Source organism: Pseudomonas sp. SYWMCR5, from assembly GCF_057197165.1.
On sequence record NZ_JBXUNH010000003.1, the window covers coordinates 244,407 to 259,690 of the forward strand.

17 protein-coding genes are annotated in these 15,284 nt (G+C 65.0%); 12 read left to right on the plus strand and 5 right to left on the minus strand.

Going from position 1 to position 15,284, the window contains the following annotated elements:
• The first annotated feature begins 80 nt into the window (after window positions 1-80).
• The 6 genes from hemC (at window position 81) to rsd (ending at window position 5,638) form a co-directional block, all read left to right on the plus strand.
• A complete protein-coding gene (gene hemC / locus AC2CGW_RS11575; protein ID WP_186667378.1) occupies window positions 81-1,022 on the plus strand; it encodes a hydroxymethylbilane synthase in 942 nt (313 codons plus the stop codon).
• A complete protein-coding gene (locus AC2CGW_RS11580; RefSeq protein WP_186711065.1) occupies window positions 1,019-1,786 on the plus strand; it encodes a uroporphyrinogen-III synthase in 768 nt (255 codons plus the stop codon). Before hemC ends, AC2CGW_RS11580 begins: the two co-directional genes overlap by 4 nt.
• A 46-nt stretch (window positions 1,787-1,832) precedes the next feature.
• Window positions 1,833-2,933: a uroporphyrinogen-III C-methyltransferase gene (locus AC2CGW_RS11585; RefSeq protein WP_186667380.1), complete on the plus strand. Its 1,101-nt coding sequence runs from the start codon at window positions 1,833-1,835 to the stop codon at window positions 2,931-2,933.
• Complete coding sequence (locus AC2CGW_RS11590; RefSeq protein ID WP_484574062.1) at window positions 2,930-4,171, plus strand: heme biosynthesis HemY N-terminal domain-containing protein; 1,242 nt, start codon at window positions 2,930-2,932, stop codon at window positions 4,169-4,171. Before AC2CGW_RS11585 ends, AC2CGW_RS11590 begins: the two co-directional genes overlap by 4 nt.
• Before the next feature lie 274 nt (window positions 4,172-4,445).
• Entirely contained in the window at window positions 4,446-4,946 is a 501-nt protein-coding gene (locus AC2CGW_RS11595; protein ID WP_426351475.1) for a disulfide bond formation protein B, read from the plus strand.
• Window positions 4,947-5,167: 221 nt separating this feature from the next.
• Window positions 5,168-5,638 carry a sigma D regulator gene (rsd, locus tag AC2CGW_RS11600; protein ID WP_186667383.1) on the plus strand — a complete coding sequence of 157 codons (471 nt, stop codon included), beginning with the start codon at window positions 5,168-5,170 and terminating at the stop codon, window positions 5,636-5,638.
• Window positions 5,639-5,647: 9 nt separating this feature from the next.
• Here the strand turns inward: rsd and AC2CGW_RS11605 are convergent, their stop codons facing one another.
• Window positions 5,648-6,313, minus strand: coding sequence for an FKBP-type peptidyl-prolyl cis-trans isomerase (locus AC2CGW_RS11605; protein WP_186667384.1), 666 nt, complete (start codon window positions 6,311-6,313; stop codon window positions 5,648-5,650).
• Between the two features lie 225 nt (window positions 6,314-6,538).
• Here AC2CGW_RS11605 and AC2CGW_RS11610 point away from each other — a divergent pair, with 225 nt between their 5' ends.
• Entirely contained in the window at window positions 6,539-7,642 is a 1,104-nt protein-coding gene (locus AC2CGW_RS11610; RefSeq protein ID WP_484574063.1) for an AlgP family protein, read from the plus strand.
• On the opposite strand, the gene AC2CGW_RS11615 is transcribed toward AC2CGW_RS11610, so the two are convergent.
• Complete coding sequence (locus AC2CGW_RS11615) at window positions 7,618-8,100, minus strand: TIGR02444 family protein (RefSeq protein ID WP_484574064.1); 483 nt, start codon at window positions 8,098-8,100, stop codon at window positions 7,618-7,620. The two genes, AC2CGW_RS11610 and AC2CGW_RS11615, sit on opposite strands and share 25 nt — an antisense overlap.
• 70 nt (window positions 8,101-8,170) lie before the next feature.
• On the opposite strand from AC2CGW_RS11615, the gene AC2CGW_RS11620 reads away from it, so the two are divergent.
• From AC2CGW_RS11620 to AC2CGW_RS11630, 3 genes are all read left to right on the plus strand, one after another.
• The gene (locus tag AC2CGW_RS11620) at window positions 8,171-10,081 is read left to right on the plus strand and encodes an ATP-binding cassette domain-containing protein (RefSeq protein ID WP_484574065.1); all 1,911 of its coding nucleotides are present in this window, start codon (window positions 8,171-8,173) and stop codon (window positions 10,079-10,081) included.
• The gene (locus AC2CGW_RS11625) at window positions 10,081-10,668 is read left to right on the plus strand and encodes a mechanosensitive ion channel domain-containing protein (protein WP_484574066.1); all 588 of its coding nucleotides are present in this window, start codon (window positions 10,081-10,083) and stop codon (window positions 10,666-10,668) included. Before AC2CGW_RS11620 ends, AC2CGW_RS11625 begins: the two co-directional genes overlap by 1 nt.
• 209 nt (window positions 10,669-10,877) lie before the next feature.
• Entirely contained in the window at window positions 10,878-11,510 is a 633-nt protein-coding gene (locus tag AC2CGW_RS11630; RefSeq protein ID WP_054891623.1) for a LysE family transporter, read from the plus strand.
• Between the two features lie 30 nt (window positions 11,511-11,540).
• Here the strand turns inward: AC2CGW_RS11630 and AC2CGW_RS11635 are convergent, their stop codons facing one another.
• Together AC2CGW_RS11635 and AC2CGW_RS11640 are read right to left on the minus strand one after the other, a co-directional pair.
• Complete coding sequence (locus AC2CGW_RS11635; protein WP_484574067.1) at window positions 11,541-12,293, minus strand: slipin family protein; 753 nt, start codon at window positions 12,291-12,293, stop codon at window positions 11,541-11,543.
• 2 nt (window positions 12,294-12,295) lie between these two features.
• Complete coding sequence (locus tag AC2CGW_RS11640; RefSeq protein WP_484574114.1) at window positions 12,296-13,645, minus strand: NfeD family protein; 1,350 nt, start codon at window positions 13,643-13,645, stop codon at window positions 12,296-12,298.
• Between the two features lie 159 nt (window positions 13,646-13,804).
• Here AC2CGW_RS11640 and AC2CGW_RS11645 point away from each other — a divergent pair, with 159 nt between their 5' ends.
• Both AC2CGW_RS11645 and AC2CGW_RS11650 read left to right on the plus strand, forming a co-directional pair.
• Window positions 13,805-14,047, plus strand: coding sequence for a DUF2789 domain-containing protein (locus AC2CGW_RS11645; RefSeq protein ID WP_186667390.1), 243 nt, complete (start codon window positions 13,805-13,807; stop codon window positions 14,045-14,047).
• A gap of 70 nt (window positions 14,048-14,117) precedes the next feature.
• On the plus strand, window positions 14,118-14,756 hold the full coding sequence (locus AC2CGW_RS11650) for an NADH:ubiquinone oxidoreductase subunit N (RefSeq protein WP_186667391.1): 639 nt from the start codon (window positions 14,118-14,120) through the stop codon (window positions 14,754-14,756).
• 9 nt (window positions 14,757-14,765) lie between these two features.
• Here the strand turns inward: AC2CGW_RS11650 and AC2CGW_RS11655 are convergent, their stop codons facing one another.
• Window positions 14,766-15,203, minus strand: coding sequence for a CBS domain-containing protein (locus tag AC2CGW_RS11655; protein WP_186667392.1), 438 nt, complete (start codon window positions 15,201-15,203; stop codon window positions 14,766-14,768).
• Window positions 15,204-15,284 lie beyond the last annotated feature (81 nt).

A 15,284-nucleotide genomic window follows, 5' to 3' on the forward strand; every position in this document is an offset into this window, starting at 1 on the left:
GCCAGGTGATGACCTGGATCTGCTAGCGAGGCTGGGGGAACTGTTATCATCGGCGGCATTTCTCTGCTTCGGGGCGTTAAATGTCCACTCGCGAAATCCGCATTGCCACCCGTAAAAGTGCCCTGGCCCTGTGGCAGGCCGACTATGTCAAAGCTCGCCTTGAGCAGGCCCATCCGGGCCTGGTCGTGACCCTGGTGCCGATGGTCAGCCGCGGCGACAAGCTGCTCGACTCGCCCCTGGCGAAAATCGGCGGCAAGGGCCTGTTCGTCAAGGAGCTGGAAACCGCCCTGCTCGACAACGAAGCCGATATCGCCGTGCATTCGATGAAGGACGTGCCCATGGACTTCCCCGAAGGTCTGGGCCTGTATTGCATCTGCGAGCGTGAAGACCCGCGCGACGCTTTCGTTTCCAACACCTTCGACAGCCTCGAGGCGCTGCCGGCCGGCAGCGTCGTCGGCACCTCCAGCCTGCGCCGCCAGGCCCAGTTGCTGGCGCGTCGCCCTGATCTGAAGATCCAGTTCCTGCGCGGCAACGTCAACACGCGCCTGGCCAAGCTCGATGCGGGTGAGTACGACGCCATCATCCTCGCTGCAGCGGGCCTGATCCGCCTGGGCTTCGAAGACCGCATCACCTCCAGCATCAGTGTCGATGACAGCCTGCCGGCCGGCGGCCAGGGCGCTGTCGGCATCGAGTGTCGCAGCGCCGACCACGAGATCCACGCCCTGCTGGCGCCGCTCAACCATCCCGATACCGCTGACCGCGTGAAGGCCGAGCGGGCGATGAACAAGCACCTCAACGGCGGCTGCCAAGTGCCGATCGCCTGCTATGCCGTGCTCGAAGGCGATCAGTTGTGGCTGCGTGGCCTGGTCGGCCAGCCCAGCGGCGGGACGTTACTGATGGCGGATGCCCGCGCCCCGCGTGCCGACGCCGAAACCCTGGGCGTGCAGGTGGCCGAGGACCTGCTGGGGCAGGGCGCCGAGGCGATCCTCAAGGATGTCTACGGCGAGGCGGGCCATCCGTGAGCGACTGGCGCCTGCTGCTGACCCGCCCCGAAGAGGAGTGCGCGGCTTTGGCGCAGAGCCTGGCGGCTGCTGGAATCGCCAGCAGCCGCTTGCCCTTGCTGGCGATCGACCCGCTGGCCCTGGATCGAACGGCCCAGGCGAGACTGGGTGGCATCGATCAGTACCAGGCGATCATCGTCGTGAGCAAGCCAGCGGCGCGTCTGCTGCTCGAGCGGCTCGCCGACAAGGGCATCAAGCCGCCGCCCCAGGGCTGGTTCACCGTGGGGGAGGCGACGGCGCGCATTCTCCAGGCCGCCCATCTGCAGGTGACTTTCCCTACAGAGGGTGATGATAGCGAGGCCTTGCTCGGCCTGTCTGTCCTGCGAGAGGCTATCGCGCTTCCTACAGCACGCGTCCTGATTGCCCGTGGTGTTGGTGGTCGTGAATGGCTGGCCGAGCGTCTTGGTGAGCAAGGTGCTAGTGTCGATTATCTGGAACTGTATGAACGTCGCCTGCCGGATTATCCCCCAGGCAGCCTGATGCGCCGGATCCAAGCGGAACGCTTGAACGGGCTGGTGGTCAGCAGTGGGCAGGGCTTCGAACACCTGCTCCAGCTGGCCGGTGCGGATTGGCCGCGTCTGGCGGGGCTTGCGCTGTTCGTGCCAAGCCCGCGCGTGGCCGAACAGGCCAGGGCGGCAGGCGCCCAACAGGTTGTGGATTGCCGTGGCGCGAGCGCCGCGGCCTTGCTGGCAGCCGTGCAGCGCAGCGCTGCACCTGCCTCCTAAGGCGTCGAGCGGATTGCGACGACGCCCCCATGCAAAGGATGGATACGTGAGCGAGACTGTCTTGTCCAACAACGAACAACCTTCGGCGCTCGATGCGCCGCAGACTCCCGTCGAGCAGCCGGCCAAGCGCGCCGGCAATGGCCTGGCCCTGCTGGCGCTGTTGATCGGCGCAGCCGGTGTGGCCGTCGGTGGTTGGGGCGCATGGCAGGTGCACCAGCTGCAAGGCAGCGAGCAGGGCCAGGGTGAGCATATCGAGGCGCTGAACCAGCGCGCCGAAGCGCTGCAGCAACGCCAGCAGCAGTTCGGCTCGCAACTGGCGACCCTGCCCGCAGCCAGCGAACTCGAAGACCGCCGTCGGTTGGTTGCACAGTTGCAGAGTGACCAGCAAAGGCTCAGCCAGCGCCTGGAAACCGTGCTTGGCGAAAGCCGCAAGGAGTGGCGTCTGGCTGAGGCCGAGCATCTGTTGCGCCTGGCTACCCTGCGCCTGTCGGCGCTGCAGGACATCGCCAGCGCCAAGGCGCTGGTCGAAGGTGCCGACGAGATCCTGCGCGAGCAGAGCGACCCAGGTGCCTTCGCGGCACGTGAGCAACTGGCGCGCAGCCTGGCGACGCTCAACAGCACCCAGCAACCCGACCGTACCGGGTTGTTCCTCAAGCTCGCCGCCCAGCGCGAGCAGGTACAGCAACTGAGTGCCCAGTCGCCTGAGTTCAACAGCGATGCCGACGCCCTTGGTGCGCTGACCGCCGACGGCGATGGTGCGAGCCGCCTGTCCCGGTGGTGGGCAGAGATTTCCAAGTATTTCCAGATCGATTTCGACGCCGACCAGAACGTGCGTCCGCTGCTGGCCGGGCAATCGCTCAACCAGCTGCGCCTCGCGCTGAGCCTCACCATCGAGCAGGCCCAGTGGGCGGCGCTCAATGGCCAGGCCAAGGTCTACAGCCAGGCACTGGACGATGCGCGCAGCGTGCTGCTGGCCAACTTCAACCCGGACAACCCGCAGAGCAAGGCCATGCTCGACAGCCTCAACGCACTGGCCGAGCAGCCCGTCTCGGTGGTGGTGCCTGACCTGAGCGAAAGCCTCGCCGCCGTGCAGGCCTATATCCAGCGGCGCCATCTGCCGGCCGAAGGCGAAGGGGGCAAGCCATGAAGCGTGTCTACCTGCTGGCAGTGTTGGCGATCGTCATCGCCGCGGCCTTGGGTGTGGCCATCGCCAAGCACAGTGGCTACGTGCTGATCGCCTATGGTGGCTTCCGTTACCAATCAGGGCTGTGGGCGGCGTTCGCGGCACTGGTGGTGCTGGTGCTGGCGCTGCTGTTGCTGCGTTACGTGGTTGGCCTGGTGCTGGCGTCCAGCGGGGTGGTCAACCCTTGGTCACGGCGCAATCGCAGCCGGCGGGTGCGTGTCGCCATCGAGCAGGGCCAACTGGACCTCGCCGAGGGTCGCTGGGCCAGTGCCCAACGCCACCTGCACCGCGCCGCCGAAGCCGAGCGCCAACCCTTGCTCTACTACCTCGGCGCTGCCCGTGCGGCCAACGAGCAGGGGCGCACCGAAGACAGCGACAACCTGCTCGAACGTGCCCTGGAGCGTCAGCCCCAGGCGGAGCTGGGGATCGCCCTGACCCATGCGCAGTTGCAGATGGACCGCGGCGACAGCGACGGTGCCCTGGAAACCCTGCTGGCGATGCAGGCGCGGCACCCGCACAACGCCCAGGTGCTGCGCTTGCTGCAGCGTCTGCACCGCGAGCGTGGTGACTGGCCGGCGTTGATTCGCCTTCTGCCGGATCTGCGCAAGGGCAAGGTGCTGCCGGGCAACGAGCTGGCCGAACTGGAGCAGCGTGCCTGGGGCCAGAACCTGACACTGGCCGCAACCCGCGGCGAGGACTCTCAAGCCGCCCGCCAATCGCTGGAGCGCGCCTGGCAACAGCTTACCTCGGCCCAGCGCCAGGAGCCGCAGTTGGTGCTGGCCTATGCCGAGCAACTGCGCCAGGTTGGCGCCCAGGGTGACGCCGAGCAGGTGTTGCGTACCGCATTGAAGCGTCAGTTCGAAAGCCACCTGGCGCGCCTTTATGGCCTGGTACGTGGCGATGACCCGACGCGCCAGTTGCAGACGGCCGAAGGCTGGCTCAAGGATCATCCGCAAGACCCCAGCCTGCTGCTTACCCTGGGGCGCCTGAGCCTGCAGAACCGCCTGTGGGGCAAGGCGCGTGACTACCTCGAAAGCAGCCTGCGCATGGAGCGCAACCCGGAAACCTGCGCCGAGCTTGCGCGGCTGTTGGCCGGGCTGGGCGAGACCGAGCGCAGCAACCAGCTGTTCCAGGAGGGCCTTGGCCTGCTTGACGAGCGCTTGCTGGCCTTGCCGCTGCCTGAGGGTGTGCACGCGTCCTGAGTTCGCCAGGGCGTTGCGTAGCCCGACAGCAACACAAGGCAGCGCCCGCTGCAGGTGCTGTCTTGTGTTGCTATCGGGCACATCCGATTGGTGTTTCCCCTGGCAGTGGTAGGACAGTATCTGCGCAGTGGCTGACCTTCGGATATGTCCTACCAAGATTAGAAAACTTTCCCTTCCAATCAGCGATTTGTCCCCACTGTAGCAACTTGAAACAGCGATCCTCTTTCCTCTACCGTTTCACGCCACTACTGCTCTTCCGGGATTTCCGTCGCTCATGTCGCAGGCTCGCTCGCGCCCTTTGTTCTTTGCAGCCTTCCTCGTCTCGCTCGCCACCTTGGGCGGGGCGATCGTGCTTGAGAACTGGCTTGGCCTGGTTCCGTGCCCCCTTTGCCTGACCCAGCGCCTGCTGTTGGTGTGCTACGCGCTGGTTTGCCTGTGCGCCATGCTGCATGCCCCGGGTGCAGCCGGCACGCGGGTCTATGCGTGGCTGGCAGGTGGTTGTTCCGGTGCCGGTGTCGCCCTTGCGTCACGGCAGGTGTGGCTGCAGGGCGAGTGGCTTGCGATTACCCCCGAACCTTTCGCGCAGACACTTCAGCGCTCCTGGACACAGGCCTTGGAACGTCTGCTGGTCGGCAGCTCCGAATGTGTTTCGATCAGTTGGAGCTTCCTGGACCTCACGCTCCCCGAATGGAGCCTGATGGCCTTCCTGCTGCTCACGGCGCTGCCCTTGTACTGCCTGCTGGCGTATCGTTTCCGCAACCCTGGCGGCAGTTGACCCAGCGCAATTGCGCGACCAATGGTCCTGTGTGTGGGCATCAAACGCTTGTATGAACTTAGTCCTCTGCGTACCTTGATGGTCAGCACGCGCGGGAATAATCTCCCCTGCACGCACATTGAAAACATACGGTTCGATGCCGCTCTGCGGATGTCACCTTTGTGTCGCGCAGTTGTGACGCGAGGTGCAGCGGCATCTGCCCAGCTAGGGATGAGACTGCCATGCTCGATAGTTGCCAGAACGCCCAGGAACGATGGGGCGGGGTTCACAAGCTGATCGACCGTTGGCTGGAGGAGCGTCATGAACTGGTGCAGGCCTTCCGCGCGCTGCGCGATGCCAAGCCAGCCTTCGCCGACAAGGACAAGAACCGCGACTTCTGCGCGATCCTGGTTGACTACGTGTCGGCCTGGCACTTCGAGGTCAGCGAGCAATTGGTCACTGAAGCGAAGGCGTTCGGCGACGAGCAGGCGCTCAAACTGGCCGAGGAAATCAATCCCCGGATCAACGACATCACCCAGATCGCTCTGGCTTTCAATGACCATTGCGAGAAAGGCGAGTGCAAGGATACCGAACGTTTCGCCGACAAGCTCGGCAAGCTGGGCGGCCTGTTGCACGAACGCTTCGAGCTCGAAGACTGCCTGATCGAAGTGCTGCACAACGCGCACAAGGAAGAGGGTGCGGTACAGGCCTGACGGCCTGTCTCAGTCGCCAACTGCCAGCAGTTCGATCTCGAACACCAGCGGGGTATAGGGCGCGATCAGGTCGCCCGCCCCATCGGCGCCATAAGCCTGCGCCGACGGAATCACCAGTCGCCACTTGGCGCCTGCCTTCATGTGTGGCAATGCCACCTGCCATCCTTCGATCACCGAGCCCAGGCTGAACCACTGCGGTTGCTGGCTCTGGTCGAACACCGAGCCGTCCGGCAGCTTGCCGACATACCGAACCTGCACTTTTCCACCCGCCTTGGGTTGCGCGCCGCTGCCGCTGGCCAGCTCGCTGTAGAGCACACCTTCGGGCAGTTCATGTACACCGCTGCGGGCGCGTTCGTTGGCCATGAAGCGTTTTTCCGCGGCCAGCAGCTTGTCGACCTGCGCCTGCTGCGCGGCGGCGTTGGCCTGCTCGTCATGCTGCTGGAGAATCGCCTGCATGCGCGTCTTGTCGATGCGCGGTGGCTGGCCCTGATAGGCCTGGCGCAGCCCCTCTACCAGCGCATCGAGCTGCAGGCCGGGCATCTCCTGGTGCAGGCGTTCGCCAAGGCTTGCGCCCAGGCTGTAGGCCAGGTCCTGGTCATTGGCGGGGGGTGTTTCGGGGGCGGCCAGGGCAGAGGCTGCCAACAGGCTCAAGCCGAGAATCAGATAACGAGGCACGGGCAACTCCTGCGGCGATGAAGGCGAAGTATGCCAGCCTTTGTTGCCGGCCAATGAGTAAATGTCGGCAATCATTTAATCGACTACTACACTTGCACCGAGCTGCAAGATAACAACTTTGCCCAGGCATGCAACGCGGCGCAAACAATACTGTCAACATGCCCTAGCGGCGGTAGCAGCAGAAGCATAGTATGAGCCGCAATCTCGTCAGCCAGGAGGTAAGCCATGTCGGCTAAAAAGAAGCCCGTCAGTACGCCGTTGCATCTGCTCCAGCAACTTTCCGGTAGCCTGCTCGAACATCTGGAAGAGGCTTGCTCGCAAGCGCTGGCGGATGCAGAAAAACTGCTCGCCAAGTTGGAAAAACAACGCGGCAAGGCGCAGGAGAAACTGCACAATGCCCGTCTGAAGTTGCAGGATTCTGCCAAGGCCGGCAAGGCCAAGGCACAAAGCAAGGCCCAGGGGGCTATCGGTGAACTTGAAGCACTGCTCGATTCGCTGAAAGATCGCCAGACTCAGACGCGTACTTATATTCAGCAACTCAAGCGTGATGCCCAGGAGAGCCTGAAACTGGCTCAGGGTGTTGGCAAGGTGCGTGAAGCCGCTGGCAAGGCACTCGGCCTGCGTGCGGCAGCCAAGCCTGCGGCCAAGACTGCTGCAAAACCTGCCACCAAGGTCGCGGCTGCCAAGCCTGCCACCAAGTCTCCTGCTGCCAAGCCCGCCGCCAAGGCACCCGTGAAAACCGCCGCTGCCAAGCCTGCTGCTAAAGCCGCCGCCAAACCTGCCGCTGCCAAGGCACCGGCCAAAGCGGCAGCCGCCAAGCCTGCTGCGAAAACCGCTGCGGCCAAACCTGCTGCGGCCAAACCCGCTGCCAAACCTGCTGCGGCCAAGGCCCCGGCCAAGCCAGCAGCCAAAGCAACTGCGGCCAAGCCTGCGACCAAGGCAGCTTCAGCCAAGCCGGTTGCCGCCAAACCAGCAGCCAAACCGGCAGCCGCTAAACCTGCTGCCAAGCCCGCTGCTGCCAAAGCTCCAGCCAAAGCCGCCGCCAAGCCGGTTGCAGCCAAGCCTGCAGCGGCTGCCAAGTCAGCAGCTAAACCAGCAGCCAAGCCAGCGGCAGCCAAACCTGCCGCGAAGCCAGCAGCGGCAAAACCGGCTGCGAAACCTGCCGCCAAACCCGCTTCGAAACCTGCCGCCAAGCCAGCTGCCACCAAGGCTCCTGCCAAGCCTGTCGAAGCCAAGCCCGCAGCTCCTGCTGCCAGCAGCACTCCGGCTTCTCCAGCGCCATCGGCTCCGGCCAGCACCCCGGCTCAGTCGCCGTCTTCGGCGTCCTGAAGCGCTCTGGCCGCGGCGCGCAGCTGATGCAGCGCGTCGTGGTCACGGGCCTGGTCCGGCGCCAGCCGGTCCAGCCAATCGTCGGCGTGTCCGTCCGGGCTCGCCGACCACGTTGCGGCGCACGTCTGCAAGCGCGCCAGCAAGGTTCGCTCCGCCTCTAGTTCCAACCCTTTCACCTGCTCTCGTAATGCCGCCAGGTGCGGATCGCCTTGTGCCTGTGCACGCCACGCCTGACGCAGCGCGCGCAAGGGTGTAACCACCTCTTGCTGCCAGGGGCTGGCCAGTTGCCGTAGTGCTTCCACCCGCCGCGCATCGGGGGCTACCCGCCGTGCCTGCAGCCAAGTGCCGCACAGCAGCAGGCAGACATCGCCGCCCAAGGCCTGCAGGGTCAGGCAGGCATTCTCGACCCCTGGACGGCCGTAGAGGGCCAGGGCGTGGTTCCATAATTCGCTGTGCATGATTCGTCTCGCGCCAATGATCGAGTGGCCTGTGTGGGCCCCCCGGAAGCTGATAGACTCCGCGACCATCATGATCAGACTATCCAACCTCACTTTACAGCGTGGTCCTCAGCGCTTGCTAGAAGGCGCCGAGATGACCCTGCACACCGGTCACAAGGCCGGCCTCATCGGCGCCAACGGTGCCGGCAAATCCAGCCTGTTCGCCCTGCTGCGCGGTGAGTTGTCGCCCGACGCCGGCGATTGCCAGATTCCCGCCGATTGGCGCATCGCCCACATGCGCCAGGAGGTCGACACCCTCGATCGCCTGGCGGTGGACTATGTCCTCGACGGCGACCTGCGCCTGCGCAAGGTCCAGGCCGACCTGGCCGCTGCCGAGCAGGCCCATGACGGCACGGCGCTGGCGCGTCTGCACAGTGAGCTGGACAGTGCCGACGGCTACACCGCTGACGCCCGCGCCCGCAAGTTGCTGGCAGGGCTGGGCTTCACCGCCGAGCAGATGGACCGCCGCGTCGGCGACTTCTCCGGTGGCTGGCGGATGCGCCTGAACCTGGCCCAGGCACTGATGTGCCCGTCCGACCTGCTGCTGCTCGACGAGCCCACCAACCACCTGGACCTCGACGCGATCCTCTGGCTCGAAGACTGGCTCAAGGGCTATCCGGGCACGCTGCTGCTGATCTCCCACGACCGCGACTTCCTCGATGCCGTGGTCGACCATGTGCTGCATGTCGAACAGCGCAAGCTCAATCTCTACAAGGGCGGCTACAGCGCTTTCGAGCGCACCCGCGCCGAACGTCTGGCGCAGCAGCAGCAGGCCTACGAGAAGCAGCAGGCGCAGCGCGCGCACATGGAAAAGTACATCGCCCGCTTCAAGGCCCAGGCCACCAAGGCCCGCCAGGCGCAGAGCCGGATCAAGGCCCTCGAGCGCATGGAGGAGCTGTCGGCGGCGCATGTCGATTCGCCGTTCGACTTCGTCTTCCGCGAAGCCCAAAAGATCTCAAGCCCGCTGCTCGACCTCGCCGAAGGGCGCCTGGGTTATGGCGACAAGACCATCCTCGAGAAGGTCAAGCTGCAGCTCACCCCCGGTGCGCGCATCGGCCTGCTTGGCCCCAATGGTGCCGGCAAGTCCACCCTGATCAAGAACCTGGCCGGCGAACTCGAACCGCTGTCCGGGCGCCTGTCGCGCGGCGAGAACCTCGCTGTCGGCTACTTCGCCCAGCATCAGCTCGACTCGCTGGACGACAAGGCCAGCCCGCTGCTGCACCTGCAGCGCCTGGCCCCGGCCGAGCGCGAGCAGACCCTGCGCGACTTCCTCGGCGGCTTCGACTTCCGCGGTGATCGCATCGACGAGCCGGTGGTCAACTTCTCCGGTGGCGAGAAGGCCCGCCTGGCCCTGGCGCTGATCGCCTGGGAGCGGCCAAACCTGCTGCTGCTCGACGAGCCGACCAACCACCTCGATCTCGAAATGCGCTTGGCCCTGACCATGGCGTTGCAGGAATTCGCTGGTGCCGTGGTGGTCGTGTCCCACGACCGTCACCTGCTCAAGAGCACCACCAACGACTTTCTGCTGGTGGCCGATGGCAAGGTCGACACCTTCGATGGTGACCTGGACGACTACAGCCGCTGGCTGATCGACTACCGCCAGCGCACCGCACCGGTCAGCAACACGCCGGTCAATCCGGACAAGACCGACAAGAAGGCCCAGCGCCAGGCCGCCGCCGCCCTGCGCCAGCAACTGGCACCGCACAAGAAGGCCGCCGACAAGCTGGAGACCGAACTGGGCCAGGTGCACGCGCAACTGGCCGAGATCGAGACCGCGCTGGGCGACAGTGGCCTCTACGACGCCGCCCGCAAGGATGAACTGCGCGACCTGCTGGCCCGCCAGACCAAACTCAAGCAGCGCGAAGGCGAGCTTGAAGAGGCCTGGATGGAGGCCCTGGAAACGCTGGAAAGCATGCAGGCCGAGCTGGAGGCGCTGTCCTGATGGAGGAGCTGCGCTCGCTGTTGCCCGGGCAATGGATGGATGCGTTCTGGCTGGGTTTGCAGATCCTGCTGATCCTGGCGCTGGCCTTCGTGCTGCAGCGCGTTGTCGCCCGCACCCTGAGCCGCCTCGGCCAGCGCTACCCGCTGCCGCCGGAGCTGCTGGTGCCGGTGCGCGGCGGTCTGCGCTGGCTGATCATGGGCAGTGCGCTGCTGTTCGTGCTGGAGCGCATGGGAGTGTCGGCCACGGTGCTGTGGACGGCCCTGTCGGGCTTCGTCGCGGTGGCGGCGGTGGCGTTCTTCGCTATCTGGAGCGTGCTGTCGAACTTGCTGTGCGCCGTGCTGATCTTCACCGTCGGGCCGTTTCGCATTGGCGACGTGGTCGAGTTGGTCGATACCCTCGACAAGCCGGGGGTGAAGGGACGGGTGATCGCGATCAACCTGCTGTATACCACGCTGATGGAAACGCCAGAGGCGGGTGGGGCGCTGGTGCAGGTGCCCAACAGCCAGTTCTTCCAGAAGTCGGTGCGGCGTTGGCGCGGGGCTGAGGTGCCGGGCGTCAGCAACGGCACATCGGCCGAGACTGATTGAGCTTCTGCCGGCCCTATCGCGGGCAAGCCCGCTCCTACAGACACCACGCTGACGCTGAATACAGCTGAGCCCTGTGGGAGCGGGCTTGCCCGCGATAGGGCCGGTACAGGCACAAAACAAACCAGGCTCCCGCCACAAATTCCGCTGGTTATTTTTTCACCAAAACCTTAGCTTAACGTTTTGCAACATTCGTTCGAGCGAGGTGTGTGATGTCGATGGAAACCTGGTTGGCCTTCTTTGCCGCGTGCTGGGTCATCAGCCTGTCGCCGGGGGCCGGGGCAATCGCCTCGATGTCCAGCGGCCTGCAATACGGTTTCTGGCGTGGCTACTGGAACGCCTTGGGCCTGCAACTGGGCCTGATCGTGCAGATCGCCATCATCGCCGCCGGTGTCGGCGCGATCCTCGCCGCGTCGGCCACCGCCTTCCAGATCATCAAGTGGTTCGGTGTCGCCTACCTCGTGTACCTGGCGTACCGGCAATGGCGTGCGCTGCCGATGGACATGAGCGAAGAGTCCGCCGTGCGGCCCATCGGCAAGCCACTGAGCCTGGTGTTCCGAGGCTTTCTGGTCAACGTCAGCAACCCCAAGGCGCTGGTGTTCATGCTCGCGGTGCTGCCGCAGTTCATCGACCCGCACCAGCCATTGCTGGCGCAATACCTGGCGATCACCGCCACCATGATCAGCGTCGACATGCTGGTGATGGCGGGTTACACCGGGCTGGCCTCGCGGGTGCTGCGCCTGTTGCGCACGCCGAAACAGCAGAAGCGTCTGAACCGCACGTTCGCCGGCCTGTTCATCGGTGCGGCGACATTCCTCGCGACCCTGCGTCGGGCGCCGATCTGAAACTACAGGGGCGTGGCTGCGCAGCGATCTCTATCGATCCTTGTCCACCAGGCCCCTGAGCAGATCCATCGGCAACGGAAACACGATGGTCGAGCTCTTGTCCCCGGCAATCGACCCCAGCGTCTGCATGTAGCGCAACTGCATCGCCCCCGGCTCCTTGCTGAGCATCTGCGCGGCCTGCATCAACTTTTCCGACGCCTGCAATTCGCCCTCGGCATGGATCACCTTCGCCCGCCGCTCGCGCTCGGCCTCGGCCTGGCGGGCGATGGCGCGGACCATCGACTCGTTGAGGTCGACATGCTTGATCTCGACATTGGCCACCTTGATGCCCCAGGCGTCGGTCTGCGCGTCGAGCACCTGGCGGATATCGAGATTGAGCTGCTCGCGCTCGGCCAGCAGCTCGTCCAGCTCGTGCTTGCCCAGCACCGCGCGCAGTGTGGTCTGGGCCAGTTGGCTGGTGGCGCTTAAAAAGTCTTCCACCTGGATGATCGCCTTCTGCGGATCGAGCACGCGGAAGTACAGCACCGCATTGACCTTGACCGAGACGTTGTCGCGGGTGATCACATCCTGCGGTGGCACATCCAGCACCACGGTGCGCAGGTCGACCCGCACCATCTGCTGGATGCCGGGGATCAGGATGATCAGCCCCGGCCCCTTCACCTGCCAGAAGCGGCCGAGCTGGAACACCACCCCGCGCTCGTACTCGCGCAGGATGCGCAGCGCCGACATCAGCAGCAGCGCCAGCAGCACCAGCAAGGTGCCAAATCCGAATTGAACGAACATCTCTACTCTCCTTGCGCCGAGGGCGCACTGGCGCTGACCTCCAGCACCACGCCGCGCCGGGCGATGACCCGCACGTGCTGGCCGGGCTGCAGCGGTGTGGTGCAGCGGGCTTGCCATTGTTCGCCCTGGGCCTGTACCGAGCCGCAGAACGGGTTGTCGAGCGTTACCTGGGTTACGGTCACCAGGCTGCCTACCAGCCCGGCATCGCCGCTGACCAGCGCGCGCCGTCTAGCCTTGACGGCCATGCCCAGCACACCGCCGAGCAGCAGCGCCGACACCGCGGCCAGGGCGACGATCAGCGCCAGCGGAATGCCGAAGCCCGGCGCATCGGTGTCCATCAGGATCACCGCGCCGACCACGAAGGCGACGATGCCGCCGAAGCCGACCACGCCAAAGCTGGGCAGGAACGCCTCCGCAACCATGAACGCCACCCCGAGCAGGATCAGCGCTACCCCGGCATAGCTCACCGGCAGCAACTGCAGGGCATAGAGCGCCAGCAGCAGGCAGATACCGCCGACCACACCGCCTACGCCCGAACCCGGGTTCATGAACTCGAACAGCAGCCCGTACACGCCAAGCATGATCAGGATCAGCGCTACGCTGGGGTTGGTGATCACGGCCAGCAGGCGGGTGCGCCAGTCCGGCAGGTGCTCGACCACACGGGCATTGGCGGTCTGCAGCGCACGGGCCTCGCCAGCGGCGACCAGGGTCTTGCCGTCCAGGCGTTGCAGCAGGCCCGGCAGGTCTGTGGCGACCAGATCGATGACGTTCAGGCGCAAGGCTTCCTCGGCCGACAGGCTGACCGCCTCGCGCACGGCCTTTTCCGCCCAGTCGGCATTGCGCCCGCGCAGTTGCGCAAGCCCCCGGATGTAGGCCGCGGCATCGTTGACCTGCTTGCGCTCCAGGGGGTCCTGCTCAGCGTTGGTGGCGCCAGGCTTTTGCGTACCCTTGTCGCCAGCACCGATCTGTACCGGCGTCGCCGCCCCCAGGTTGGTGCCGGGGGCCATGGCCGCCACATGGCTGGCGTAGAGGATATAGGTCCCGGCGCTGGCGGCCCGTGCACCGCCGGGGGCCACATAGGTGACCACCGGTACGGGGCTGGCGAGGATCGCCTTGACGATCTGGCGCATGGCGATGTCGAGCCCGCCCGGGGTATCCATGCGGATCACCACCAGTTGCACCTGCTGCTCCTGTGCCTGGTCGAGCCCGCGCAGCAGGTAGTCGGCGCTGGCCGGGCCGATGGCGTCGTCGATGTCCAGCAGCCAGACGTCATTACCGGCCGCAGCCTGGCCCGCCCCGGCGACGCCGAGGATCAGCAACAGCCAGAACCTGCGCCAGCAGCGAGCGATCAGCGTGGTCATCTCAGGGCCCTCTTGTTCAAGTCTAGCTGCGCCTGTACGCAGAGGGCCTAAACTTGCCGAGGGCCTGTGGCGCTCATGTCGATCGAGTCGTTGCGGCCAGGGCGCGGTCTACCGCAGGCAACCCCTAACCTGTGCAATCGAGGAGGACACATGGACGCACCGATTCACCCCTTCGCCGAGCTGTTCAAGCAACTGGGCCTGGCGGACGATGCCGTGAGCATCGACCAGTTCATCGCCTCGCACTCGCCGCTCAAGAACGAAATCAAGCTGGTGGACGCGCCGTTCTGGAGCGACGCGCAGCGAGCCTTTCTGAAAGAGAGCATCATCGAGGACGCCGATTGGGCCGTGCCGTTCGATCAGCTCAACGAGGCCTTGCGTCGCCCGCGCAAATAAAGCGCCGAGTGGCACCTGATGGTTGATTTCAGCGTTGCTATGCTCAGGAAAACAAAAAGGGGATAGCGCGATGAAAGATCCCTACGCACCAGGCTTCTGGTGCACCGTGACGATCCTGGGCACCCTGACTGCTGGCTACTTCTACGGTATCCGGCACACCCATCAGATGAACCAGGCGGTGCAGTTCCTGTATGCCGCCGCTGCGGTCACCGCGGCGGTGGCGCTCTGCGGCCTGGCGTGGATCGCCTGGCAGCAGTTGCACCTGAACAAGCGTGAAGTGGCTCAGGGCCGAACGCTGGTGGCCATCTGGAACACCAAGGTCGCCCTGCGTCGGGTCGAAACAGTGTTCGACCGCTATTTCTGGGGCAGCTACTGGCATTCGGGGCGTACCTTCGAAGAAGTCATGGGCGAGCTCAAGGGCACGCCACTGGAGCAGTGCCTGGACGCACTCAAGCGCCAGTGCCGCGAGCTGGACCGAGAAGTGCACGATCACCATCACCACTGGCTGGCCAATGCCCGCGACCTGTCGAGCGTGGCCACGGCCATGGCGCGCGAGCGCTACCAGCTCGACCTGTGCGACCCACAGGGGCGTGACGGCGGCAATACCGCAGTGCTCAATCGTGATCTGGAAGTGCTGGTGTACACCTGGTCGGCGCGTCTGCGCAGTTTCGACCATCAGCTGGACGAACTGGAGCGCGCCTACCACTGAGCCGGCAGCTCATTCGCCGCGGATGTACTGTTGCAGTTGCAGAATCAGGTTGGCCTGTTCGGCAATGGTTTCCTTGACCAGGTCGCCGATCGACAGCAGGCCCAGCAGCTTGCCATGGTCGACCACCGGCAGGTGGCGCAGGTGACGGTTGGTCATCAGGTTCATGCAGTACTCGAGGTTCTGCTTGGGCTCCACGGTGACCACCGGCGAGCTCATGATCTCGCGCACGGGCGTGGCTGCCGACGAGCGGCCCTTGAGCACCAGCTTGCGCGCATAGTCGCGCTCGCTGACGATGCCTACTACCTGGTCGTTCTCGATCACGGGCAGCGCACCGATGTTCTTTTCTGCCAGCAGCTTCAGCGCGTCGAGCACCGACTCGTCAGGCCCGATGGTGTAGACGGTCTGGTGCTGGGATTTGGTCTTGAGAATCTGTTCGACGTTCTTCATGGGGGCCTCGGGGGTGGAAAAAGCGCTGTCCTGGAATAAATAAAGCATCCGGGACCGCGCTCTGCACGGCAATGCAGGAAA